Consider the following 21,423-nt stretch of genomic DNA (forward strand, 5'->3'; position numbering starts at 1 on the left):
ATCCCCGTTTGCCCGCGCCGTCGTACAGCTCCACGTTCTCATACACACGAAGCCCAGCAGAAGGAGGCTCCCGATGGACCCGGATCAGGTCACGGTATTTGGCGGCACCGGCTTTCTCGGCCGCATGATCGTGTACCAGCTGCTCGATGCCGGGCACGCCGTGCGCATCGCCTCCCGCCGCCCCGCACTACCGGCCGACCTGCAACGGCATGACCGGGTGGAACACTGCAGCGCCGACATCCGCAACGATGACGACGTGGCCAGGGCCGTGGCGGGTTCGCGTGGTGCGGTGAATGCCGTCAGCCTGTACGTGGAGCAGCGCGACCTGCGCTTCACCACCATCCACGTGGAGGGGGCCGCCCGGCTCGCCCGGGCGGCGAGCGAGGCCGGCCTGGAACACCTGGTGCACATCTCCGGCATCGGCGCCGATCCCGCCTCGCGTTCGGCATACATCCGAGCGCGGGGCGAAGGCGAGGCCGCGGTGACCACCGAGTTCCGCGACGCCCTGATGGTGCGGCCCAGCGTGCTGTTCGGCCCGGGCGATGCGTTCCTGCGCAACCTCGCGACCCTCGCGCGGCTGCCGATGGTGCCGCTGTTCGGCCGCGGCGACACCCGCCTGCAACCGGTGCACGTGGCGGATGTCGCGCAGGCCGTGGCCACCCTGTTCAACGAACCGCCGGCCGGACACCGGGTGTTCGAGCTCGGCGGTCCGGACATCCTGACTTACCGCCAGATCGTGAACCAGGTGCTGGAGCACCTGGGACAGCCGCGGGTGTTCGTGCCGGTACCGTTTTTCCTCTGGCACCTCGCCGCCGGGCTGACCTCATGGCTGCCCCGCGCACCCCTGACCCGGGACCAGATCTACCTCATGCAGCAGGACACGGTTACCGACAGCACCTGCGCGACCTTCGCCGACCTCGGCATCACGCCGCGTTCACTGGAGGCCTCCCTGCCCGAATGCCTGCCGACGAATCAGACGAACTAGTCGCAGCTACAGGCTGTGGGTGGCGAGGTTCTGCGAGAGCAGGCCTTCCCACAGGGAACCGACCCGTGCGAGATGGTGGCGCGCGATGGCCTCGGCGCGGGGCGCCAGGGCCGCGGCCTGTTCCGCGGATTCCGCTCGCAGGCGGATATCGGCGATCTGCGGCTGGTCCACCGGCATGCCGATCTGGCTGACCAGCACCACCTGCGCATCCGACACTTCGTCGATCTCCGCCACGATCGCCTCGGCGATATGGGTGGCCGTCACGTTGTACAGCTTGCCGACGTGGGTAATCGGGTTCTTGCCGGCGAAGGATTCGATGGTCATCGGACGCGACGGGGTGATCAGCCCGTTGGCCCGATTGCCGCGCCCGGTCTGGCCGTCGTCACCGGCCTCGGCCGAGGTGCCGGTGACCGTCAGATACACGCTGTCCGCGTCGGGATCGTCGGCGGTGTTAACCGACACGTCCGGCTCGCGGCCCAGGGCCTCGGTGGCCACGCGCCGCACCTGCCCGGTCGCATCCGAACGCGCGGCCAGATAGGCGTCCGCGTCTTCCAGCGGCGCCCCGATGAAGGCGCAGGCCACCGTCAGGGATACGTCCTCGCCGCTGCGCACCCCCATCACCTTGACGTCCTGACCACGCGCCGGCGGCGCCTCCGACCACAGGCTCATGTCCGCCGCGAACACCGCCCGCTCCAGCGGGCTCAGGGGCGCATAACCCACCCCCAGCGAGGTATCGTTCGCCAGCTGCGGCACGCCATCCCGACGCTGGCGCTCGAACAGCTCCACCAGATCCTGCGATCCGGGACGGATCAGCGAGTGCACCCGCACGTGGCGCTCGACATCCAGCGCCGGCATGTGGGCAGCCAGCCATGCACGGCAGGCCTCCACCGCCAACTCGTCCACCGCCACGGTCGCGCCGCGATACTCGCGGGTGGCCCGCCCGGCAATGTACAGCTCGATCGGCTCGTCCACCTCGCCCCCGCCGAAGGCCGGGCGGGCGGCGCCGCCGCGCAGCAGCACCTTGTCCACGTTGTGGTGCAGCACGAAGCCGAAGCGCTCGCGGTATTCCCGCGACAGCGCCAGACTCACCTCCTCCGCCAGCGCATCACACAGCGTGTCCGGATGCCCCAGTCCCTTGCGCTCCACCACCTCGACAGGCTGCAGGCCCGCGGGCCGGCCCTCGAGTTCACTGACCATGATCTTCACGCTTGCCCCCTCCGGCGACGGTCGTGACGGCGATCTTCTCACTGATGGCCGGCCGTCACCACATGCGGGCCGCAGCCAAGCTGCCCCGCGATCCTGCGCGGTTTCAGTCGCTGCGCGGCTGCGGCGGAACGGCTTTCGCCTGCAGACTCGAATGGAGGCTCAGACCCGTCACGGTCAGCAGGATCAGCGCCATGCCGAAGAGCTGGACCGCCGCCAGGGATTCATCCAGGAACACCACACCGAACAGCGACGCGGTCACCGGCTCGACCATGGCCACGATGGAGGCCACCGCCGGCGCCGTGTAGTTCAGACCGACGATGTAGAAGATGAACGACAGGCCGGCGCCCAGCACGCCGAGGATCAGGAACAACGGCCAGCTCGAGGTGCTCAGCACGTCCACCATCTGCCCCGGATCACCCAGCGAGAAAAGGATGAGGACCAGGACCGCGAACGCGATCACCAGGATCGCCTGCGGGCTGCCATGGGGCGCGGCAAACTTGAAACCGAAGATGAACACCGCGTACGAAAGGCCGGAGGCCAGACCGGCACCCGCGGCGATCAGGGTCACGTCCCCGGCGCCGATGTCGTAGATCCCGGTCAGCAGCACCACGCCCAGCAGGACCATGACGATCGCCACCCACTTGAACAGCGTGGGCCGCTCAAGCCCCAGCGCAAACGAAACCAGGTACACGAACACCGGCGCGCAGTACATCAGCGTCGCGGCCACGGCCACGCTGCCTTCCGCGATACTCAGGAAATAGAAGGTGAAGTTGCCGGCCACGCCCAGGCCGGCCACCGCCGACCAGAACCACATGCGACCGCTCGCCAGTCCGCTGCCCTGCGGACGCAACGCCAGCCAGGCGAGCACGAACAGCAACCCGATCGCCCCGCGATAGAACGACACCACCACGGGATCCCAGCCCTGCCCCGTCAGAATGCCGCCGATCCCGCCGGATAACCCCCATGAAAACGCCGCCAGCACAACGAGCAGGGTACTCAGCCCGGCCAGTTTTTCGTTCGTAAGGGATTTCAGCGGGTTCGGTGAGGCATTGGGCATTCACTATCCTTTCATCGGTCGATGATGCGGGAAAACAAGGGACGTAAGTGTAACAGCCCCTCGCAAGTTGCCCGCGCGCCCCCTCGACCCAAAGGGCATGCCCATGACCCTGACGGTGACGATGCCGGGCTCGATCGGTGAAGTCATTCTCCCGTCCTTCCGGGCGGGGCCGTAACGACCATGTGGTCCGCACACAACGCCGGATCAGCGGCCGCCATGCCCCGGGGATCGTCGCGCAAATGGACATCCATCTGCGCGTAGGCGATCTCAATGCCCCGCTCCCGGAATCGCTTGAGGATCTCGGTATGGATTCCGCTCAGGGTGACCAGACGATCGGCCATCTGGCATACGTAGACGCGCAATTCGAAATTCAGGGCACTTTCACCGAACCGCAGAAAGAATACCTCGGGCACCGGATGATCCAGCACATGCGGATCGTCGCGTGCCACATCCATCAGAATCTCGCGCACCAGGTCGACATCTGCCGCATGGCTCACACCCACCGGGATCACCAGCCGTGTGGTGGTGTCGCTCAAGGTCCAGTTGATCAGACGCTCGCTGATGAAAGTTTTGTTGGGCACCACGATCTCCCGGTTGTCCCAGTCCACAATGGTCGTAGCACGCGCCCGAATCCTGGATACCGTCCCGCTGTACTCACCGATGGTGATGGTGTCACCGACCCGAACCGGACGCTCCACCAGCACGATCAGACCGGCGACGAAATTGGCTACCACTTCCTGCAGGCCAAAGCCCAGTCCGACCGTCAAAGCGGCCACCAGCCACTGGATCTCGCCCCAGCGCAGGCCCAGCAAAGAGAAAACCACGATCACCGCTACCACGGCCACCAGGTAGCGAAGCAGCATGGTGAGGGTGTAACGGCCCGGCGCATCCATCTGCGTACTGCGCGCCAGCAGGATCTCGACCAGGCCGGGCAGATTGCGGGCGCCGAGCACGAACAGCACCCCCAGCAAGACCGCCAGCAGCAGCTCCTGCAGCGATACGGTGGTCACGATCTCGTTTTCTCCGATTTCGATGGTGCGCGACCACAGGGTGACGCCGTCCATCCAGGCCAGAGCCGGCAGGATGTCCGACCATACCCACAAAAGCCCCAGCACCGTGGCACCCAGGGCCGCCACCCGGAGCAGCTTGCGGCTCTGCAGGTTGACATCCTCCATACTCAGGCGTGGTTCGGGCAGATCGAGACCGGAATCGCCCGCGCTCAGACCCTGGGTTGAGGATTCCTGCTCGCGCTGCTCCCGCCGCCGCAGCAGCACCAGACGCGTCTCGCCCAGCACCAGCCAGCGGGCCGCCAGGCTGTAGCCAAGCCCGACCACAATCAGCACCAGCACGGTCCCGATCAGATGTCGCAGCAGCTCGGCCACAGTGTAGAGATAACCGGCCAGCGCAAGCCCCGCCAGTCCCGTTACCAGTACGACCGCAAGCCCGCGCAGCAACACGCGACGGCGTTGGCCCGGCAGGCTCTCGTCCGCCGCCCCCGGCGACGGCACCAGCACCCAGGCCAGGACGCCAAAGTTGGCCACTACAGCCAGCAGCGCCAGGCGCCCGTAATGATCGAACACCACGTCGCTGGGGTGGCCGAAGGTAAGCGCGACCGACATCAGCAAGAGGGTCTGCAGCGGCAAAAACCAGGGAAGATGCCGGTAAAGACGGTCCACCAGGGATCGGGACCAGCCGAAATGTGCTGTACCAACGCCGTTGCGCGAGATAAAGAGCAACACCAGATGCCCGGCCAGCCACTTCACCGCGAGGATGTTGAGGGCCAGGGACAGGACTTCGACCCCGAAACCGGGCTCCGGAACCGCTCGCAGCTGAATCCCGACGAACACCATCACAGCCGGGAGTGGCAACGCGCGTAACAGGCTCCAGCCCATCGCACTGAAAGTTACGCCGATCCGATCCGTGTAGCGATGTCGCGTCGCTTCCGCCAGGCGCGCCAGACGACCGTGGACACCCCGACCCGCGAGATACAGCAAACCCGCGACCACCAGAATGCCCCCGAACGGAACGGGCCGGTGCAGCGTCGCCTTGAGGAAGCTCTCGCGCAAATCCGACCACGAACCGGGATCCAGCAGCGTCAGGGTGGCCTCTGGCATCCGCTCCAACCAGGCGAATCCGACCGGGGAGTGGCTTGGCCACCACAACAGGGCTTCGCTCAGGGTCCGGTCGAGTTCTTCGGAAAGGGCCACTACGGCACGCAGACGCAAATCGACCAAGCGCAGCTGCCGGGTCCGCGCCTCTTCGGTTTGCAACGCCACGGTCAGAGCCTGGCGGCGCAACGCGCGCAGCATGGCACACGCCGGCGGCTCCCACTCCGCCACCGCATCCGCCGGTACCGCGGCCAGACGCTCGCGCAGACTGATCGTGCGCAGCTGCGACTGCGCCAGCTCCCGTTCCAGGTCACGCAGCTGCAGCCCCGCCTGCTCCAGATCCTGCAGGCGCCGCTGTTCCTCAAGGAACACCCCGCCCAGCGCCTCGGTCAGCCCGCTGACCTCCAGACGCTCGCGCACGTGCGACAGCGACTGCTCCAGTTCCTGCTCGACCCGGACCAGACGCTCCCGTTCCAGCCGCAAGCTCCGAATGCGGGCCTGAGCCCCGGCGATGCGATCAAAAATCCCATGCAGCTCTTCGATCTCGTTCTCATGAAGTCGCTGCACATCCGGCTCGCGCTCCTTCAGGATCCCGAGCTCGCTGCGCAGTTCCTGCAACTCCTCGCTGGACAGTTCGGCCAGGCGAGCCTCCAGCCGACTCTGCAGCACCCTGAACCAGCGCTTTTCCAGTTCCATCCCGCGAATCCGAAGGCCCAGCATCTGCCTGCGCAGCGGCAGAGTGTCCGCATCCAGCTCCGCGGCCAGCAGCCTCGCATCCGCCCGGCGTTCGCGGGCCGCCCGAACGGCATCGTGCGCCGCGGTCCACACATCCCCGTCGGCCAGAGGTCCCGGTGCGCCGTCCAGGTCGCGGCGTTCCCGGCGCAGAAGCTCCAGGGTCTCCGCCTGGAGCTCTCTTTGTTCATCCATCTGCGCAAAGCGGGTGCGCTCCTCATCGAGTTCCACCGCCAGCCGCTCGCGATCCCGGCCCACCTCGGCCAGCGCCTCTTCGATCCGCCGGATCGAGATTTCCTGACCCATCCCCGGCGGAAACTCGCCGATCCCGTCCAGTCGCTGTTCCAGACGGGTCATGCGCTCGGAAAGATCAAACACGGCCTCCGCCCGCTCCAACGCACCCCGAATCCGCTCGACCCCCGCCTGTTCGTTTACGCGGGCCTCTTCCCACAGGGCGCGCTCGCTTTCCGGGAGATCGCCCTCGGCCGCATGCGCCTGCAGTTCGTCCAGCGTGCTGGCCTCCAGCCATGCCTCCACCTCTGCCGTATCCACCCCTTCCAGCCATTCGGGCAGGCGTTCACGGAATGTGGACAAATCCCCCTGGAGCGTCTCCACCTCGACCGGCCTGACCGTTTCCGACGGCACCAGCTGCGGGGGTTCCGCTGCCCCGAGCGGAACCCCCCACAAAAGCCACACCAACAACCCAACCCCGGGCCACCTGCCGCATCCACCGCTACCGATCATTGCCGTATCGCTCTGCCATCCGCCCGCCACGCCACACCCGTCCGACCCGCCGGACAGGCCACATGGATCTGTGAACAACATAGCCCGGAAACGGCATACGGGAGCCCGACGGATTGCGACCCGGACCTCACCTCGCCCCCGGGCACGGGGTGGCAGGTGCATCAATGGCGGCACGCGTCACATTGCAAGGGTGCGGCTTCTCACGTTCCGGCACGCAATGCATTCAAGACCGGCAAGTGTGTGACCTGCGTCGATTGCCGCACCCGAGGGGAAGGCCTAACGTCACAGGTGAGCACCCATCCCCCTGTGTGCTCGGCGCCCCGTCCTCTCCCGGAGGTCGGGGCGTTTTCGGTTGCGAGCGTCCGGACCGTGAAGAGGCCGCACTTCCGGGCGGCACACGGCGAACTCAGACATTCGGCTGATGGAAAGGCCCCACCGCTTCGCTATCTTCCGAAGTACACGCATGCACATTCGGGAGATTCGCCATGAACACCACCACCGAACAGAAGATCATCGCCGCAACCTCGGCGGTAGCCCGGCTCACCGCCCTGCACCACTGGCTGGGCGATCCCGCCGATGCACCCGGGCATATTTTGCCGGCGCCGGTGGTCCATGCCTGGGCCAAACGCGGCGAGCCGGGGAGCCAGCACGAAGCCCTGGCCGGGGCGATCGGACGCGGCTGGATCCGGGTCACCCCCGATGGTTATTGCCTCACGAGGGACGGTCTCGCCGCGCTACAGACCTTCGTGCCGCATTTTCGCCGCCTGGCCCGCCAGGACGCCGAAGACCGCCGCCCCGGGCACCGCACCCACCCGCTTCTGAGCGGCGACGCAACGGCGTGAGCGCAACCTTGAACATGAAGCAATGCGAATCGCGTCAAACTTTCCTCCGCAGGCGGTTTTTCGAAGACGCGCCTTACCGTAGGTTACTGCGCTTTTTCCAACACGGAGGCAGTGAACACGGTGAGCTATTCGGACGTTCAACAGAGTTACGGGCGTTGTCGCCGCGAAGGGGATTTCGCCGAGCGTTTCTACGAACGGTTCCTTCAGGCCGACCCCCGGGTGGCCGAAGTCTTTGCCAACACGGACTGGACCCGGCAGAAGCGGGCGCTGGGGCAAGCCATCTCCGCTGCTCTGAGTTATGCTGAGGGGGAGACATTCATGCGCTCGACCCTCGAGCGCATGGCCCAGGTGCACAGTCGCCGCGGGTCCGTCCCGATCGAGCCGGCGCTGTACGGTCTGTGGCTGAACTGCATGGTCCGGACCGCCAGCGAGACCGATCCCAAATGGACGGATGAACTCGCCTCGCGCTGGCACGGGGCGCTGAGCCCCGCCATCGATCTGTTCATCGAGCACTACTGAGCGGAGCTGCCCGAACCACCGGAGCCGCCAATGACGAGCCGCCTGTTTATCGCCGCCCTGACGATTGCCACGCTGCTCGCCGCACCGGCCCTGCAGGGCGCGGAGAAGCAGTCCGAGCGGCCGAGCATCGGTCTCGCTCTCGGCTCCGGTGGCGCCGGGGGGCTGGCCCATATCGCCATCCTGCAGGTCTTCGACGACCTCGGGATCGAACCCGACCACATCAGCGGCACCAGCATCGGGGCGGTGATTGGCGGGCTGTACGCGGCCGGCCTCAGCGCCGAGGAGATCCTGGACGTCTTCGACGACTTCGGTGGCTCGCGCATCGATGCCCTTTCCGGGCTGGTCGAGTCCGATGTGCAACTCACCGAGCTGATCCCGCTGCGCCTCGGGCGCAACGCCGTGCTCGACTCAAGCGAATTCCTCGAATTCCTCGCCAAACACACCGATGCCCGGACTTTTGACGATCTGCGCATCCCCCTGTCGGTGGTAGCCACCGACTACTGGAGCGGCGAACCGGTGGTCCTCCACGAGAGCGAACTGTTCACCGCGATCGAGGCGAGCATGGCCGTCCCCGGCCTGTTCGAACCGGTACCGCATAACGACGACCAGCTGCTGATCGATGGCGGCACGTCCAACCCACTCCCCTGGAACCTGCTGCAGGACGAGCACGACTTCGTCATTGCCGTCGACGTCTCCGCCAGCCGCAAACAGACCCCCAACGATCCACCGGGCCTGACCGATCTGCTGTTCACCACCTTCAGCATCATGCAGCGCTCGCAGATCCGCCACATGCGCGAACACGACCCGCCCGATCTCTTCCTCGAGGCCGGCAGCGCGGGCATCCGCCTGCTCGACTTCAACCGGGTCGAGGAGATCGTGGAAAAGGCGCAGCCCAGCGCCGAAAAGCTGCGCGAGGCACTCGAGACCCGGCTCGATCCACCCGCGCAGACAAGCCCGTAGGCGGCCTGCCCGACTGCAGCGCGGCCGGGCTCAGATATGCCGGGAGAAATCCCCGTAGCGGCAATGACCAAGCAGGTTGCGAAACGCCGGGCCGTCCAGCCGAATCAGCGAGACGTGGTCACCCCCCTCCACATAGATCCTGTCCTGCGCCGCGAGCGATTCATCCAGGAGGACCTCCAGCCCCCATGCGGTACCCAGCGCCGGCACTGCCCCGTGTTCGCAGTCCGGGAACACCGACCGCACCTCCTCTTCGGTCGCCAGCCCCACATGCTCCCCGAGCATGTAGTGCAGCTTGCCGAACTGCAGCCGGCGCGTGGCCGGCAGGACCGCCAGCATGTAATGGCCGGCATCCTCCACCAGCACACCCTTGGTCAGTTCATCGCCGGGTACGTGGGCGGCTTCGGCCGTCCGGCTGGCGGAATCCGCACGCGGATGCCCCACGACTTGATAATTCACGTCCCGCTCGTCGAGAAATTCCTGCAATGTAGTGCTGATCGTCATCGTTCTGCCCCTCTCGCCGCGGCCGGGTCACGCAAACGCGGATCCATGCCTTCAACCCGAGGATAGACAGGCAGAAGGCCACGAGCTCGCCACTTTCCACCACCGGGGGGCCCGCCGGGGTCCTTCGACGGGCTGCCCCGGTGAGGAAAGGTCAGTTTTCGAGCTGCTGCTTCAGGTGATTCAGCGTCTCGCAGTGCTCGTGCTGCGGACTGAAGAGGATGATCTCGGCGTCCTCCTCCACCCGGAGGGTGTGCCCGGGAGGCCAGTAGAAGAGATCCCCGGCCGCTACCGCCTCCTCGCTACCATCCCGGTAGGTCATGATCAGGCGACCCTGAATCATGTAACCCCAGTGGGGTGACTGGCAGAGGTCCTCCTTCAAACCGTGGAGCAACGGAGTGATGTCGGTGCCCGCATCCAGCGAGAAATACTCCCCCGTCATCTGCGAGTAGCCGGACGCGTCGCCGAACTCCAGGGCCTGACGCGCGACGGCCCCCGGTGCGCTGAACACCTCGGGCACTTCGGACTTCGCGATGCGCATGATCTGCCTCCTTCCCGTCCAGCGGGGCATGCTTCCAGACCACAAGGCCTTGCATGGAGTCTAGAAGGGTCCGCGGCCCTGTCCACGCGGGGGACCGCGGACTGTGACTGCGTCCCGACTCTGTGGGTGACGCGCCCGGGCGGCAACGCATGGATTGCCCCATACTCCCGAGGCAGCAAGTCCGGAATGACGGGGGAAGAGCATGCTTCGCATCGCGGCTTTGCTGTTGCTGGGCCTTGGGATCTTCGCCGGCTGGATCGCCGTGCAGGGCTGGGAGGCCATGCGCGTACTCCAGGACATCGAGGCCGGCGCGGGGCCGAGCGCGCTGAAGGAGCGCACCCCCGAGCCCGCGCGCGAAACGCTGGCGCTCACGACGGATGAAGGAGACATCGCGGCCGACCTGTACCATCCCCGACAAGAGGTGGGCGCGCGCATCGTCCTGGTACCGGGCTTTACGCCACAGGGCAAGGACGACCCGCGGCTGGTGCAGCTCGCCCATACGCTGGCGCGGGCGCGCTTTCTGGTGCTGGTGCCCGACCTGCAGGGCTCGAGAGCGCTCAGCGTGCGCCGCGAGGATGCCGCGGCCATCAGTGACGCCGCCGCCCTGCTCGCCCGCCTGGAGGTGGAGCGCGCACCGGACGAACAGGACGTGGGGGTCGCCGCCATCTCCTACGGCGTGGGCCTGGCCGTGCTGGCTACACTCAAGCCGGAGGGAAAGGAAACCATCGACTTCCTGGTCGGGATCGGCGGCTACTACGACACCGGGAACGTCGTCACCTTCGCCACCACCGGGGCCTACCGGGAACCCGGCTCGAACCGGTGGCAGACGCGCACGCCCGACCCGCTGGCGAAGTGGCTCTTCCTGTGGGGCAACCTGCATGTGCTCGATGACCGCGCGGACCGCGCGCTACTCGACGAAATCGCCCGCCGGCGCGCCGCCGACCCCGAGGTCCCCATCGACGACCTGAGCGACCCGCTCGGCGAGGAGGGCCGAAGCCTGCTGGCGCTGATCCTGAACGATGACCACGAGCGGGTACCGCAGCTGCTGGATGACCTGCCGGCCGGCGCGCGGGAAGCCATCGAGTCCTGGTCCCTCGCCGAGCACGATCTCTCGCATCTTTCCGGCCGCGCCCTCCTGATCCACGGCCGGGACGACACGATGATCCCGCATACCGAAAGCACGCGCCTCGCCCGTGCCATCGGCGACACCGACCTGCACCGGATCGACGGCTTCTCCCACATCGACCCGCATGGCGTCGGGCTCATCGGCCAGTGGCGGCTCCTGCGCGCGATGACGGACCTGCTGGCATGGCGCGACGATGGCGCCGTACACTCCGAAAACCGAACCCCGCGAACCGAGGACTTGCCATGAAGGGCTTCACGAAACCGTTGCTGATGCTCGCGCTGTTCCTGCCGCTGCTGGCCGCACCCGCGCACGCGCTGGACGGCGACACGATCGACCGCTGGCTGGCGGCGACCGAGGAACTCAACGAGTGGAGCGCGCAGCAGCCCGACGTGCAGGAACCGGCGATGGGCGCGCAGGACGACGAAGCCTCGATGGCGGAGGTCCGCCAGGCCATCGAAGAGGTTGCACGCATGGAGCAGGAGGTGGAGGAGATTGCCGCGCGTCATGGCTTCGACAGCAGCCACGAACTGACCGAGATCGGCTCGCAGATCTTCAACGCCCGGCATGCGCTGGAGATGGAGCGTCGGCTCCCGGAAATGGAGCGCGAGCTGGACGAAAGCCTGCAGCGCATCGAGGACGATCCGGACATGCCGGCGGAACAGAAGGCGACCATGCGCGACGCTCTGGAGCAGCAGCGCGAGATCCTGCGCGACGCCGCGCCCGACGTGCCCGAGCAGGATGTGGAGGCGGTGCGCAGCCGCGAGGACGAGCTGGAGGCCCTCTTCAGCAACTGATACCGGCAAGTGATACCGGCATCCCCCTCGTTTGGAGGGGGTGCATCTCCGCGGACGGTGCCATATTGAGCCTGTTGAGAATGCAACAGGACCGCCCCGAGCAAGGAGATGTTCGATGCCCGCGAAGACCCGTTTCCGCAGCCGTTCGCTGGTGCTGGCCCTCGGCCTGCCCGCACTGGCGATCCCCGCGTTCACGGCTTCGGCGGATGAATCGCCGATCCAGCTCGAACCCCTCGCCCTGGACGGCGGGGGCGATCACTTCCGCTACAGCGTACTGACCGACATCCAGGGCGACGAGATCCGCTGGACGGTGACCCAGGGCCCGGAGATCACCCGCATCCATCCCGACGAGGACTACCGTTCCGGCCTCGGCGGGCGCGAGGACCTGTTCACCGGACCGGCCCTGGATGGCGAGTTGTATCGCAAGGAGCAGGAGCTGGGGGTGCTGCTGCCGACGTTCGAGAGCGAACAGGTGGAGCCGCCGCACACGTTCCAGGACATGTTCGACAACCAGCGGCGAGTGGAAGAATATCGCGTACACGTGGCCGCAACCGGCGAGACGCGCGAGATCGCCGGGGAGACGGCACAGGGCTATCGTCTGGCCGCGGTCACCGAGATGACCAACCTCGACAGCGACGATGAAGAAGCCCTGTTCTCGGTGAACCACGGCACGGTGTGGGTGTACGAGGACGTGCCCTTCTCGTCGGCACTGCTGCAGCTGAGCCCCGGCATGTTCCGCATGGCCATCGGACCCAACGTCCCGAACGGCCTCGAGGCCCATTACCTCCACACCTTCGGCGAGGCCCTGGAACCGCTCGGCATGCCCGTCGGCCTGCAGCTTCAGGGCTTCCACACCTCCGCCGACACCCTGGAAACCATGGAGGCCCGGGACTGGGCACTGGAAGAAGACCAGTCACCCGGCCAGGCCTCGGGCATCGCCTACCGGATCGAGGTGACCGAATTCAGCGACGACGCCGACGCACCGGATTACGCCGCCCTGCAGGAGTACCCGCGCGCCGGCGCGGCCGCCTTCGAATACCTCCGCACCCCGCCCGTGCTGGCCGACATGCTGGATGTCTGCCTCCCCCTGCCCTCTGACATGCCGCGCGACGAGCTGGCGGCGATGCTGGACGAGCAGGCGACCTTCGACGGGGCCCTGGAAGGAGCCCACTCGGGTGCACTGCTCGGACAGGCGGCCTGGGGCGGCCAGGAAGATCCGCAGCGAGGCGACGGCTTCGCCCTGGTCGTGGAGGCCTTCCTGCCGGATCTGGAAACCACCGCCTGCATGATCTTCACCCGGGTGGGTGCGGGCGTTCCCGATGACACCGGTACCCTCGAGATCGCCGACCCGCGCAGCACCGAGGCCGAAGGCCGGCTGGCCGCGCACCTGCTGGTGGGGGATGTCAGCGAACCCGGCGACATCACCTTCCTGACCGTCGGCCAGGGCCTGAGCGGAGAGGTCCGGCTGGATACCGCCGACCCGGACGGCACGTTCCACGGCCACCTGGACGTGGAGGGCATCGCCACCCCGCTGGACGACCTGGGTGCCAGCGACGGGTTCCGCCTCGAGGGCGAGTTCTCGGCGATGCAGTACTGGGACCGCGTACCTGTCGCTCGCTGAGGCCAGGGGCACGCCATGGCGGCCCGACTTTCCCGGCGTGATAGCCTTCACGCTTTTTCAACAGTGGAAAACCACGCCATGCTTCGACTGCCCGCCGCCATCCTTGCCGTCCTGTTCGCCTCCGGCTGCGCGATCTCGCAGGAAGTCGAACCCGTGCCGGAGCGTCAGGCCATCGAAATGGTCTACGTGGAGCACAACCCGGACGTGCATATGGAGGAGCTGAACGACTCGCTGGTGGGCATGTTCGAGGACATGGGCATCGAGTCCGAGCAGTACCGGGGTACGCGGCCGGACGACGCCGAGCATCACCTGGAATTTACCGCCAACTGGACCTGGGACCTGGCCATGTACCTCACCTACTTCGATGCCCGGCTGTACGCGGAGGACCAGCTGATCGGCACCGCCGAATACGACGCCCGGCGCGGCGGCGGACGCCCCGACAAGTTCGGCCCCACCGAAGAAAAGATCCGCCCGCTCATGCAGGAACTCATCACCGGCGAGCCGGCCGAGGAGTAACCCCTTGCGCGGGACCGGCCGGCCCTGCCCGGCCCCCGGTCCCGCCCGGGTTCAGCCCTTCAGCGCTGCGATGGCCCGGACCGTGTTCTCCTTCACCGGGCGCGGGCGCTCCGGGCGGAAGCGGCGGATGTACTCCACCAGCTCCGGCCCCGTCAGTACCGGTACCGACAGGCCGTCCGAACGCCCCAGCGACACCTCCGGATGCGTGAACAGCACGATCGGCTGGATCCAGCGCCTGGCCCTGCGGCCCTTGAGGTACTCGCTCAGCAGCCACACCTGTTTCTTCACCTGCCGCACCGGGTTGCGCATCTGCTTGGTGTAGCGGCTGCCGCGCCGCCCGGTCTTGCTCACCGTCCACTGCGAGGCCTGCTCGTCGCAGTCGATGGCCCCGCTGTTGTGTTTCACCTCGATCACGAACAGCGCCTCCGGCCCCGCCACCACCAGATCCGCCTCGGTCACGCCCGTGCGCGAACGCTCGTCCGGCAGGTCCACCTGGTTGAAGACCGTGAACGAGTCGGGCAGCTCCGCCAGATATTCCAGCGCCGCATCCTCGCCGCGCGCGCCCGCCTCGATGACCGCGCTGCCGCCCACCAGGCCCACCAGCGCGACCACCCCCGCCAGCGTCACCAGCCCCACCAGCGGATGCACGAAGAACGCCCCGAGCGCCACCGGCAACCCCAGCAGCAGCACCAGGTTGCGCCCGCGTCTCTGGATCGCCTGCGACTCCTCGGTCAGACGGTTTGCGGTGATGTAGCGGGTATCAGCCATGGATGCCTAGCATCTACTCCAAAACAGCGTCTACTCAAGGTTCCGGATGGGTCTCCCCGTCATAATGCAGCCTGAATTCGCAGAATAAGCACAACGCCTGATACACCCGGCAACGGCACTGCTTCCGATCCCGACGGAGCTTCAGCAGGGACCCTTCCAGTGAAATCGATGCGTGACATGCCGGACGTGCTCCGAGAAATGATGGCGATTCACCCGTGCCATGCCCCGCGCTATCTCCTGAGGAGTTTCCGTGGGTTACCCTGGCCCGACCCCGTCATGCCATGAAGCAGGCCGAGGCGGCTCCCTGCTGTCCTCGCCGTAGCGTTCGTGGAATGCCCAGCAGGCCTCCACGATGCGGTCCTGGTCCCACGGACTGAACATTTCTAACGGGCACTCGACGCGCCCGGGCCGCCGCAGGAACCCGCGAAAACGAAGGGAAGAACAAAACTCTCCGGGGCGCAGATATAGAAAGACGATCACCGTGCCCGTCTGCTTCACGGTAAGGCTTCCGACTTCCTCGACCTCCGACCATGGCACAAACGTGGTGCCAAAACGGGACATGCGGTCGAATGAGACCCCGCGCGGTTCTAGTTTCAGGGTCCGGCGAGGATTGCGCAGGACACGAACAAGGGGAGGCACCCACACCAGAAGACCGAGCGCCAGCGGACCGAACATGACCCACCCCGCCGGCGCGGCCTTGTGGGCGAGGTCGATCAACGACACGGCCGGAACAACCAGGATGGCCACTAGGCTCGCGGGCACCCAACGGGTCTCCCGGAAAACGACAATCTCGTCCGAGTCTTCCATCTTCAATCATCCTCCGTGACACCATCTCCATCCGCCCGGCCTTTCCAGCCGAGCAAGCAGCCGAAGGCCAATACCTTCCTTTATCCGCGAATCCTGTTAGCTGTTCCCCCGACAGCTTGTTCCCATTCAGGCCGAGGGTACTGACGGGCGGTTTGTGAAGCCCCGGTTTTACGCACCCTACACGGTTAACGTGGGCTGTACCCGTGGTGCCGTATAGCCCGGTGTCAAGCGCGACCGCCAGGCGGCGGTAACCCGCCGTGAGCTGCGCCACCAACCACTCGTTGTTCCGGGTTTCAGGCCCCGGGGAGCCCCGGGACCGGCTTCGTCATCAGGACCCAGTCGCCGGAATGCCGACAACCGGGCCAGGGCAACAGCGGCCTGCGCGCCACGTCGGCATAACCGAGCCGCTCGTAAAAGCGCCGTGCATCCCGGTTCTCTTCCGCCACGATCAGACTGAGACTATTCATACACCAGACTTGACCATAACTCCACCACGGCCGGGGCCTCGCTCAACGGCTCGACGTCATGCGGATCGGGCAGGCGGTACCCGAGCAGCATCCCGACGACCTCGTCCCCGGTCTCGGCCACATGGGCATTCACGTAACTGAAACCGCCCTCCGTACCCCTTACGGCGTGCGCCCCGAATTCCAGGGGATCCCCCTCCGGCCCGGCGGACTCCCGCCACAGATACATCGGAATCCCCTCGCCTGCGAAGTCCATGAGCTCCGCCAGTCGCCGCGCATCCCCGATCTCTGCCGCACGTATCTTCAGATCCATCTCGCATCCCCTCCCTGCGCCCCAGAGATCCCTTCCCCGCGACAGAACGACGTCGCTCAGCACGCAGGGCTGCAACGGCGACGCGCCCGATACACCCTGCCCAACAAAGTGGGCGAACCGGAATCCAACAGAGCCCTCTGCCTACGACACCGACGCGTGGCATGCCGGCCGTGACCGGTTCTCTTAACTGGAGGATAGCCCACAGACGGGCGCCCCCACCCGCCCGCGATCAACCGCGCACCTTGACGCGTCGGCCCTATTGCAGGGCCCTGGTCCCGCGGCACGCGGGATATTGCGAGCAGCCCCAGAACTCCTGGCCGGCGCTGGCACCTTGGCGCGCTTTTCGTTTCACCATCGCACTGCAACATTTCGGACAAACGGGTGCCGCCGGCGCCAAGTGGCGCTCCCGCAGACCCTCCACGTGCGCCCGGCGGGTGTGGCGCGAACGCTCGAGGCATCAGGCCCCGCCAGTGTCACCAGCCCCACCAGCGGATGCACGAAGAACGCCCCGAGCGCCACCGGCAAGCCCAGGAGCAGCGCCAGGTTGCGCCCGCGCCTCTGGATCGCCTGCGACTCCTCGGTCAGACGGTTTGCGGTGATGTAGCGGGTATCAGCCATGGGTACGGAAGCAACCCCTATTGCCTGGGCGGGTCAGCTGCACTTGCAGACATGCTAAGGCCCAACGGGGTTCTGGCGCCAAGGCAGCACAGCATCAAGCACGTTGCTGATTCACCCCCCCTTCAAGGCGTCCGAATGCTTTCGAACACGCGCAGTTCGACATCGGGCGCATCGGGATCCAGCGGCGCCACCACGCGAAGTTCCAGCTCCGAGCTTGCGCCCGGAGCCAGCGCGGGCACGATGGGGCGTAGCCCGTCCGGCCCGGGAAAGATCTCCGCCACCGAGACCCGCCAGTCGGAACCGAAGACCGACCGTACCTCCGGGTGCCTGACTCGTCCTGCCCCCACCAGTACGGGCTCGGCCTCGGAGTTACTGTCGAAAGTGGTGTACGGGGGGATTGAGGAAGGCGGCGTATCCGGCTGGAATGGAAGTACCACCAACCAACCAGCCAGAGGATATACGCCACCATGGCTCACGATACGACAGACATGCCGAACGGACCAGAGGACCCGTTGACCGATCTGCTGCGCCGCGGGGCGCGGGATCTGATCCAGCAAGCGGTGGAGGCGGAGTTGCAGACGTTCATGGAGCGCTACGCGGAGGATCGCTTGCCGGACGGGCGCCGGGCGGTGGTGCGCAATGGCTACCAGCCGGAGCGCCGGGTCCAGACCGGCATCGGCGATGTGCCGGTGCAGGTGCCGAAGACCCGGGATCGGTCCGGCGGCGGCCGGCACTTCACGTCGAGCCTGCTGCCGCCGTATCTGCGCCGGGCGCGCTCGGTCGAGGAGCTGCTGCCCTGGCTCTATCTCAAGGGGGTGTCCTCGGGCGACTTCCAGGAGGCGCTGAGCGCGCTGCTGGGCGATCAGGCCCAGGGGCTGTCGGCCTCGACGCTGGGCCGGCTCAAGCAGCAGTGGCTGACCGAGCACGCCGACTGGCGCGAGCGCGATCTCAGCGCTCATCGCTACAGTTACTGGTGGGCGGACGGTATCCACTTCAACCTGCGCGGGGAGGACGATGAACGCGCCTGCGTGCTGGTCATCATCGGGGTCCTGCCCGACGGGACCAAGGAGTTCGTTGCCCTCGACGACGGGATGCGCGAGTCCGAGCAGAGCTGGTACGAACTGCTGGTGCGCCTGCGGGACCAGCAGGGTCTGCCGCAGGGCCCCCGGCTGGCCATCGGCGATGGCGCGCTGGGCTTCTGGAAGGCGCTGGCCCGGGTCTACCCGGACACCCGCCGCCAGCGCTGCTGGGTCCACAAGACCGCCAATGTGCTGAACCGGCTGCCCAAGCGCAGCCAGCCCAAGGCCAAGTCCGCCCTGCAGGCGATCTGGATGGCCGAAACCCGCGCCGACGCCGAACAGGCCTTCGACGCCTTCCTGACCGCCTACGGCGACAAGTACCCGAAAGCCGCCGAGACGCTGCGCAAGGATCGGGAGGACCTGCTGGCGTTCTACGACTTCCCGGCCCCGCACTGGCAGTCGATCCGGACCACCAATCCGATCGAATCGACCTTCGCCACCGTGCGGCTGCGCACCGCCAAGACCCGGGGCTGCGTGACCCGCAATACCGTCCTGAGCCTGACGTTCAAGCTCGGCCAGAGCGCGCAGAAGCGCTGGCGCCGCCTCCGGGGTTACGAATGGCTGGACAAGCTCGAGCGCGGGGTGACGTTCATCGACGGCGTCGAACAGACCGAACCGACCAACGACGAGGCATCATCCATCACCGACCGGAGCGCCGCCTGAACCAGCAACTGCTCATACACCAGACTTGACCATAACTCTCGGCCTCGGCGGAGAAACCGATGACCAGATGGAGGGGGCCGACCAGCGCCATGTCGGAGTGGTTGGTCATCCGGACGGTCTGACGAAGCGCAAAGCCACCGGACGGCCCCGGTTCGCGAGTGTCCCCGACTTCAAAGGTCACCTGATCGGTCACATCGACAGGCGTGGAATCCGCCTCGTCTTCATCCGAAACACGAACGCCGATCCACTGCGTGGCCGCGCCCGCACGGATCTCCACGGCACTGGTCCCGGGCGCGCGAGATCTCAGCGCCCAGCGATCCCCCTCGGGCGCTCGCACGACCTCCACGACCGAGGCGTCCGTGACACGCACGCGGCTCCCCTGGCCCGGTCGCGACAGGTTCGAACGAGTGCCCGGGAACGTCCGCCCGTGCGACTCCAGCGTTCGTATCTCGTCGGGGCCCAGATAAAGCCCGTTGGGGCGCACTTCGAGAGATCGGGGCTGACCGAGAACACCCAACGCCGCGAGCCCCGCCCGGGTGGCAAGGGGCTCCTCGAGTGCCCGGCGAACCTCCCCGGTCCCGGCGCTCGAACTCGACCGCACCGCGTCCGCCACCGGGAAATGCGCGCCCCAGCCGATAGTGCCCGCGACCAGCGCCACGCCGAGCAGAGCAGGACCACCAGAGCCCCGGGGACGCAACATGAGCCCCACAAGCCCCGCCAGCAGCAGGGCCGGCCATGGCCATCCTCCGAAAAGGGTCCCCATTTTCAGGCCCAGGTCGCCCAGCCACCCCGCGGGGATCCCCAGCGCGGCCCGGACCCAGAAAAGCCCCGTGAGCAGAAAACCGGCCAGCCCGACGGCCACCTGCAGCCGCACTCCCGGAGCGTTCGTCAGAGCGGTAGCCAATCGCCGGCCCTGCCAGGCATTCGCCAGAGCGAGGCCCCAGGCACAGGCGACCAGAACAACGACACCCCATCCCCACCGACCCCAGATTTCGGCCGGAGGCAGCGCCACGAGGAGCAGAATTGCCCCGCTCGCTACCGCAAACGCACTCCATCCGGGCGCACCCGCGCGCCCTCGGGCTGGCCCCGTCGTCACCTCTGGGCGACCCACCAGACACCCCCCCACAAGAAAAGAATCAATGCCGAAATCACGGGTATCATCCTTCTCCACGGTCGGACACAGGCCAGCGCCCAGATGTTTTGCGGCCAGGGCCGTACAAGTGAGACCGCAGTAGCCGGTTCCTTACCATGAGGATACTGGCTTTTACCTTGGGGGTACTCGAATCACATGGGAGCCAACAGCGTCCGGAGCTAGTCGAAGGGAGATTGCCAGGCGAAGACCGCCGACTCTGCTTTCCCGGGTCGCCTCAGACACAGATGCAGTTCCTGGTCATTGCGCCATTGCATGGCGTAGACGGCGCCGCTGAGCAGTTGCACGGGCTCGGCGTCGACAGCCGTCAGCCAGGTATGCGACAGCCCACCCCAGCTTCCGCGCAACTCGCGAACCACGTAGGCAAGCTGCGTCTGATCGGGTGACCAGGCGTGATCGGATACCATCAGCGAGCGCGTACTCCAGCGAACGGGTCGGTGTTCACCCAGCACGCGGCCACCCGATAGTTCCAGCCTGATCAGGCGCGGATCCACCTTCTTGACTTGCACCTTGCCCAGTTGGGTCCAGTCATCCCAATACGAATACGGCGCCTGAAATCGCCAGTGACCGATGTCTTCGGCACCACATGCAGCGGTATCGGCAAGTTCCATTCGATCGGGCCGGTCAAGGTCGATTGCGTGAACCACAGCCGGTCGTTGCTGGCCACGCGGTTTCACTCTCAACGATGCGGAGGACTGCTGCACGGGCGTCGCCACGTTGGCGTCGGGAGGCAACACGCCGGTCAGCAGGCGTTGTCCATCACGACTCCAGCAAAGCTTGTCGATTCGTGGTACGGCGGTTGCCGCGTCACCGCTGCTGTCACGCCCCTCGGGTTCCGGCAGATGGCGGATGCCAGTGTCCAGATCCAGCAAGGCCAGCCGATGCTCGGGAGGGGCATTTTCACCGCGATTGGTCCACAGCCAGAACGCCAACCATTGCCCATCGGGCGAATGACTCAGCGGCAGATGGTCGCCGCAATCGATGCCCTCGGTGCCGGCTACCATCTCACCGCCGGTGCTGGCAGGTTCGATGTTCGGGTGACATCCTGCCAGGCTAACAACCAGCAAACCGATCAGTGCCAGCCCCGCCAACGCCCGTTCGAAACACTGCATAGCCCCCCCAGAGCCCCCGACCGCAAAGCCGCCCTGAACGGCATGCCAGACTCTCAATAACAGCTGGCTCAGTTATTTCCAGGGCGGCTCAGCTGCGTCTGTAGATGTCGGGTCCCGGCTGGTTGTATACACGTTTACGAAATAAATCGGGGCGTTCCTGTTGCCAGGCCTTGAGTGTCTCAACCGGCGTTCGGTGCCCC

The 21,423-nt window shown here is 66.6% G+C and carries 21 protein-coding genes and 3 pseudogenes; 9 read left to right on the forward strand and 15 right to left on the reverse strand.

What is annotated here, in order from left to right:
- Positions 1-73: 73 nt before the first annotated feature.
- Positions 74-985 carry a complex I NDUFA9 subunit family protein gene (locus tag F787_RS0112480; RefSeq protein ID WP_019570855.1) on the forward strand — a complete coding sequence of 304 codons (912 nt, stop codon included), beginning with the start codon at positions 74-76 and terminating at the stop codon, positions 983-985.
- Positions 986-991: 6 nt separating this feature from the next.
- On the opposite strand, the gene F787_RS0112485 is transcribed toward F787_RS0112480, so the two are convergent.
- From F787_RS0112485 to F787_RS15720, 3 genes are all read right to left on the reverse strand, one after another.
- Positions 992-2,191: a methionine adenosyltransferase gene (locus tag F787_RS0112485; RefSeq protein ID WP_028492390.1), complete on the reverse strand. Its 1,200-nt coding sequence runs from the start codon at positions 2,189-2,191 to the stop codon at positions 992-994.
- Between the two features lie 103 nt (positions 2,192-2,294).
- Complete coding sequence (locus F787_RS0112490; RefSeq protein ID WP_042805942.1) at positions 2,295-3,248, reverse strand: DMT family transporter; 954 nt, start codon at positions 3,246-3,248, stop codon at positions 2,295-2,297.
- A 143-nt stretch (positions 3,249-3,391) separates the two neighbouring features.
- Positions 3,392-6,832 carry a mechanosensitive ion channel domain-containing protein gene (locus tag F787_RS15720; protein WP_081694131.1) on the reverse strand — a complete coding sequence of 1,147 codons (3,441 nt, stop codon included), beginning with the start codon at positions 6,830-6,832 and terminating at the stop codon, positions 3,392-3,394.
- A gap of 485 nt (positions 6,833-7,317) precedes the next feature.
- Here F787_RS15720 and F787_RS0112500 point away from each other — a divergent pair, with 485 nt between their 5' ends.
- The 3 genes from F787_RS0112500 (at position 7,318) to F787_RS0112510 (ending at position 9,153) form a co-directional block, all read left to right on the forward strand.
- Entirely contained in the window at positions 7,318-7,674 is a 357-nt protein-coding gene (locus F787_RS0112500; RefSeq protein WP_018871025.1) for a hypothetical protein, read from the forward strand.
- A 120-nt stretch (positions 7,675-7,794) separates the two neighbouring features.
- The gene (locus F787_RS0112505; protein WP_026289069.1) at positions 7,795-8,193 is read left to right on the forward strand and encodes a globin; all 399 of its coding nucleotides are present in this window, start codon (positions 7,795-7,797) and stop codon (positions 8,191-8,193) included.
- Between the two features lie 30 nt (positions 8,194-8,223).
- Complete coding sequence (locus F787_RS0112510) at positions 8,224-9,153, forward strand: patatin-like phospholipase family protein (protein WP_028492392.1); 930 nt, start codon at positions 8,224-8,226, stop codon at positions 9,151-9,153.
- A gap of 30 nt (positions 9,154-9,183) precedes the next feature.
- Here the strand turns inward: F787_RS0112510 and F787_RS0112515 are convergent, their stop codons facing one another.
- On the reverse strand, positions 9,184-9,654 hold the full coding sequence (locus F787_RS0112515) for an aminoacyl-tRNA deacylase (protein ID WP_028492393.1): 471 nt from the start codon (positions 9,652-9,654) through the stop codon (positions 9,184-9,186).
- A gap of 151 nt (positions 9,655-9,805) precedes the next feature.
- Complete coding sequence (locus F787_RS0112520; RefSeq protein WP_028492394.1) at positions 9,806-10,192, reverse strand: cupin domain-containing protein; 387 nt, start codon at positions 10,190-10,192, stop codon at positions 9,806-9,808.
- 202 nt (positions 10,193-10,394) lie between these two features.
- Here F787_RS0112520 and F787_RS0112525 point away from each other — a divergent pair, with 202 nt between their 5' ends.
- From F787_RS0112525 to F787_RS0112540, 4 genes are all read left to right on the forward strand, one after another.
- On the forward strand, positions 10,395-11,564 hold the full coding sequence (locus F787_RS0112525; RefSeq protein WP_028492395.1) for a S9 family peptidase: 1,170 nt from the start codon (positions 10,395-10,397) through the stop codon (positions 11,562-11,564).
- Positions 11,561-12,112, forward strand: a complete 552-nt coding sequence (locus F787_RS0112530) for a hypothetical protein (RefSeq protein WP_028492396.1) — start codon at positions 11,561-11,563, stop codon at positions 12,110-12,112. Before F787_RS0112525 ends, F787_RS0112530 begins: the two co-directional genes overlap by 4 nt.
- A gap of 115 nt (positions 12,113-12,227) precedes the next feature.
- Complete coding sequence (locus tag F787_RS0112535) at positions 12,228-13,733, forward strand: hypothetical protein (protein WP_028492397.1); 1,506 nt, start codon at positions 12,228-12,230, stop codon at positions 13,731-13,733.
- 78 nt (positions 13,734-13,811) lie between these two features.
- The gene (locus F787_RS0112540) at positions 13,812-14,249 is read left to right on the forward strand and encodes an Sbal_3080 family lipoprotein (RefSeq protein ID WP_028492398.1); all 438 of its coding nucleotides are present in this window, start codon (positions 13,812-13,814) and stop codon (positions 14,247-14,249) included.
- 51 nt (positions 14,250-14,300) lie between these two features.
- Here the strand turns inward: F787_RS0112540 and F787_RS0112545 are convergent, their stop codons facing one another.
- The 7 genes and pseudogenes from F787_RS0112545 to F787_RS16825 all read right to left on the reverse strand — a co-directional run bounded on the left by F787_RS0112545 (position 14,301) and on the right by F787_RS16825 (position 17,566).
- Positions 14,301-15,017 (reverse strand): nuclease-related domain-containing protein, encoded by a 717-nt coding sequence (locus tag F787_RS0112545; RefSeq protein ID WP_028492399.1) that lies wholly within the window; start codon positions 15,015-15,017, stop codon positions 14,301-14,303.
- Between the two features lie 255 nt (positions 15,018-15,272).
- Positions 15,273-15,824, reverse strand: coding sequence for a hypothetical protein (locus F787_RS15725; RefSeq protein ID WP_051246147.1), 552 nt, complete (start codon positions 15,822-15,824; stop codon positions 15,273-15,275).
- A gap of 293 nt (positions 15,825-16,117) precedes the next feature.
- Positions 16,118-16,291 carry a hypothetical protein gene (locus F787_RS17215; RefSeq protein ID WP_231373443.1) on the reverse strand — a complete coding sequence of 58 codons (174 nt, stop codon included), beginning with the start codon at positions 16,289-16,291 and terminating at the stop codon, positions 16,118-16,120.
- On the reverse strand, positions 16,284-16,601 hold the full coding sequence (locus tag F787_RS15730; RefSeq protein WP_231373444.1) for a hypothetical protein: 318 nt from the start codon (positions 16,599-16,601) through the stop codon (positions 16,284-16,286). The genes F787_RS17215 and F787_RS15730 overlap by 8 nt, the downstream gene beginning before the upstream one ends.
- Positions 16,602-16,857: 256 nt before the next feature.
- A pseudogene (locus F787_RS16520) lies at positions 16,858-17,055 on the reverse strand (topoisomerase DNA-binding C4 zinc finger domain-containing protein); the annotation flags it as partial.
- An 8-nt stretch (positions 17,056-17,063) separates the two neighbouring features.
- Positions 17,064-17,219 (reverse strand): annotated as a pseudogene (locus tag F787_RS16820) (NERD domain-containing protein); the annotation flags it as partial.
- A gap of 122 nt (positions 17,220-17,341) precedes the next feature.
- Positions 17,342-17,566: a hypothetical protein gene (locus F787_RS16825; RefSeq protein ID WP_231373445.1), complete on the reverse strand. Its 225-nt coding sequence runs from the start codon at positions 17,564-17,566 to the stop codon at positions 17,342-17,344.
- 120 nt (positions 17,567-17,686) lie between these two features.
- On the opposite strand from F787_RS16825, the gene F787_RS0112570 reads away from it, so the two are divergent.
- Positions 17,687-18,961, forward strand: coding sequence for an IS256 family transposase (locus F787_RS0112570; RefSeq protein ID WP_051246149.1), 1,275 nt, complete (start codon positions 17,687-17,689; stop codon positions 18,959-18,961).
- On the opposite strand, the gene F787_RS15735 is transcribed toward F787_RS0112570, so the two are convergent.
- The 3 genes and pseudogenes from F787_RS15735 to F787_RS17225 all read right to left on the reverse strand — a co-directional run.
- The gene (locus F787_RS15735) at positions 18,939-19,835 is read right to left on the reverse strand and encodes a hypothetical protein (RefSeq protein ID WP_231373446.1); all 897 of its coding nucleotides are present in this window, start codon (positions 19,833-19,835) and stop codon (positions 18,939-18,941) included. The genes F787_RS0112570 and F787_RS15735 overlap by 23 nt on opposite strands.
- 437 nt (positions 19,836-20,272) lie before the next feature.
- Positions 20,273-21,223 carry a hypothetical protein gene (locus F787_RS17220; protein WP_231373447.1) on the reverse strand — a complete coding sequence of 317 codons (951 nt, stop codon included), beginning with the start codon at positions 21,221-21,223 and terminating at the stop codon, positions 20,273-20,275.
- A gap of 88 nt (positions 21,224-21,311) precedes the next feature.
- Positions 21,312-21,423 (reverse strand): annotated as a pseudogene (locus F787_RS17225) (IS481 family transposase); the annotation flags it as partial.

The organism is Thioalkalivibrio sp. ALE19 (genome assembly GCF_000428605.1).
Taxonomy (GTDB): Bacteria; Pseudomonadota; Gammaproteobacteria; order Ectothiorhodospirales; family Ectothiorhodospiraceae; genus Thioalkalivibrio.

Bases quoted from the DNA above. Each gene is read 5' to 3' on its own strand.
- F787_RS0112480 (WP_019570855.1), top strand. From the start codon at position 74: ATGGACCCGGATCAGGTCACGGTATTTGGCGGCACCGGCTTTCTCGGC.
- F787_RS0112490 (WP_042805942.1), bottom strand. From the start codon at position 3,248: ATGCCCAATGCCTCACCGAACCCGCTGAAATCCCTTACGAACGAAAAA.
- F787_RS15720 (WP_081694131.1), bottom strand. From the start codon at position 6,832: ATGATCGGTAGCGGTGGATGCGGCAGGTGGCCCGGGGTTGGGTTGTTG.
- F787_RS0112500 (WP_018871025.1), top strand. From the start codon at position 7,318: ATGAACACCACCACCGAACAGAAGATCATCGCCGCAACCTCGGCGGTA.
- F787_RS0112510 (WP_028492392.1), top strand. From the start codon at position 8,224: ATGACGAGCCGCCTGTTTATCGCCGCCCTGACGATTGCCACGCTGCTC.
- F787_RS0112515 (WP_028492393.1), bottom strand. From the start codon at position 9,654: ATGACGATCAGCACTACATTGCAGGAATTTCTCGACGAGCGGGACGTG.
- F787_RS0112520 (WP_028492394.1), bottom strand. From the start codon at position 10,192: ATGCGCATCGCGAAGTCCGAAGTGCCCGAGGTGTTCAGCGCACCGGGG.
- F787_RS0112525 (WP_028492395.1), top strand. From the start codon at position 10,395: ATGCTTCGCATCGCGGCTTTGCTGTTGCTGGGCCTTGGGATCTTCGCC.
- F787_RS0112530 (WP_028492396.1), top strand. From the start codon at position 11,561: ATGAAGGGCTTCACGAAACCGTTGCTGATGCTCGCGCTGTTCCTGCCG.
- F787_RS0112535 (WP_028492397.1), top strand. From the start codon at position 12,228: ATGCCCGCGAAGACCCGTTTCCGCAGCCGTTCGCTGGTGCTGGCCCTC.
- F787_RS0112540 (WP_028492398.1), top strand. From the start codon at position 13,812: ATGCTTCGACTGCCCGCCGCCATCCTTGCCGTCCTGTTCGCCTCCGGC.
- F787_RS0112545 (WP_028492399.1), bottom strand. From the start codon at position 15,017: ATGGCTGATACCCGCTACATCACCGCAAACCGTCTGACCGAGGAGTCG.
- F787_RS15725 (WP_051246147.1), bottom strand. From the start codon at position 15,824: ATGGAAGACTCGGACGAGATTGTCGTTTTCCGGGAGACCCGTTGGGTG.
- F787_RS17215 (WP_231373443.1), bottom strand. From the start codon at position 16,291: ATGAATAGTCTCAGTCTGATCGTGGCGGAAGAGAACCGGGATGCACGG.
- F787_RS15730 (WP_231373444.1), bottom strand. From the start codon at position 16,601: ATGGATCTGAAGATACGTGCGGCAGAGATCGGGGATGCGCGGCGACTG.
- F787_RS0112570 (WP_051246149.1), top strand. From the start codon at position 17,687: ATGGCTCACGATACGACAGACATGCCGAACGGACCAGAGGACCCGTTG.
- F787_RS17220 (WP_231373447.1), bottom strand. From the start codon at position 21,223: ATGCAGTGTTTCGAACGGGCGTTGGCGGGGCTGGCACTGATCGGTTTG.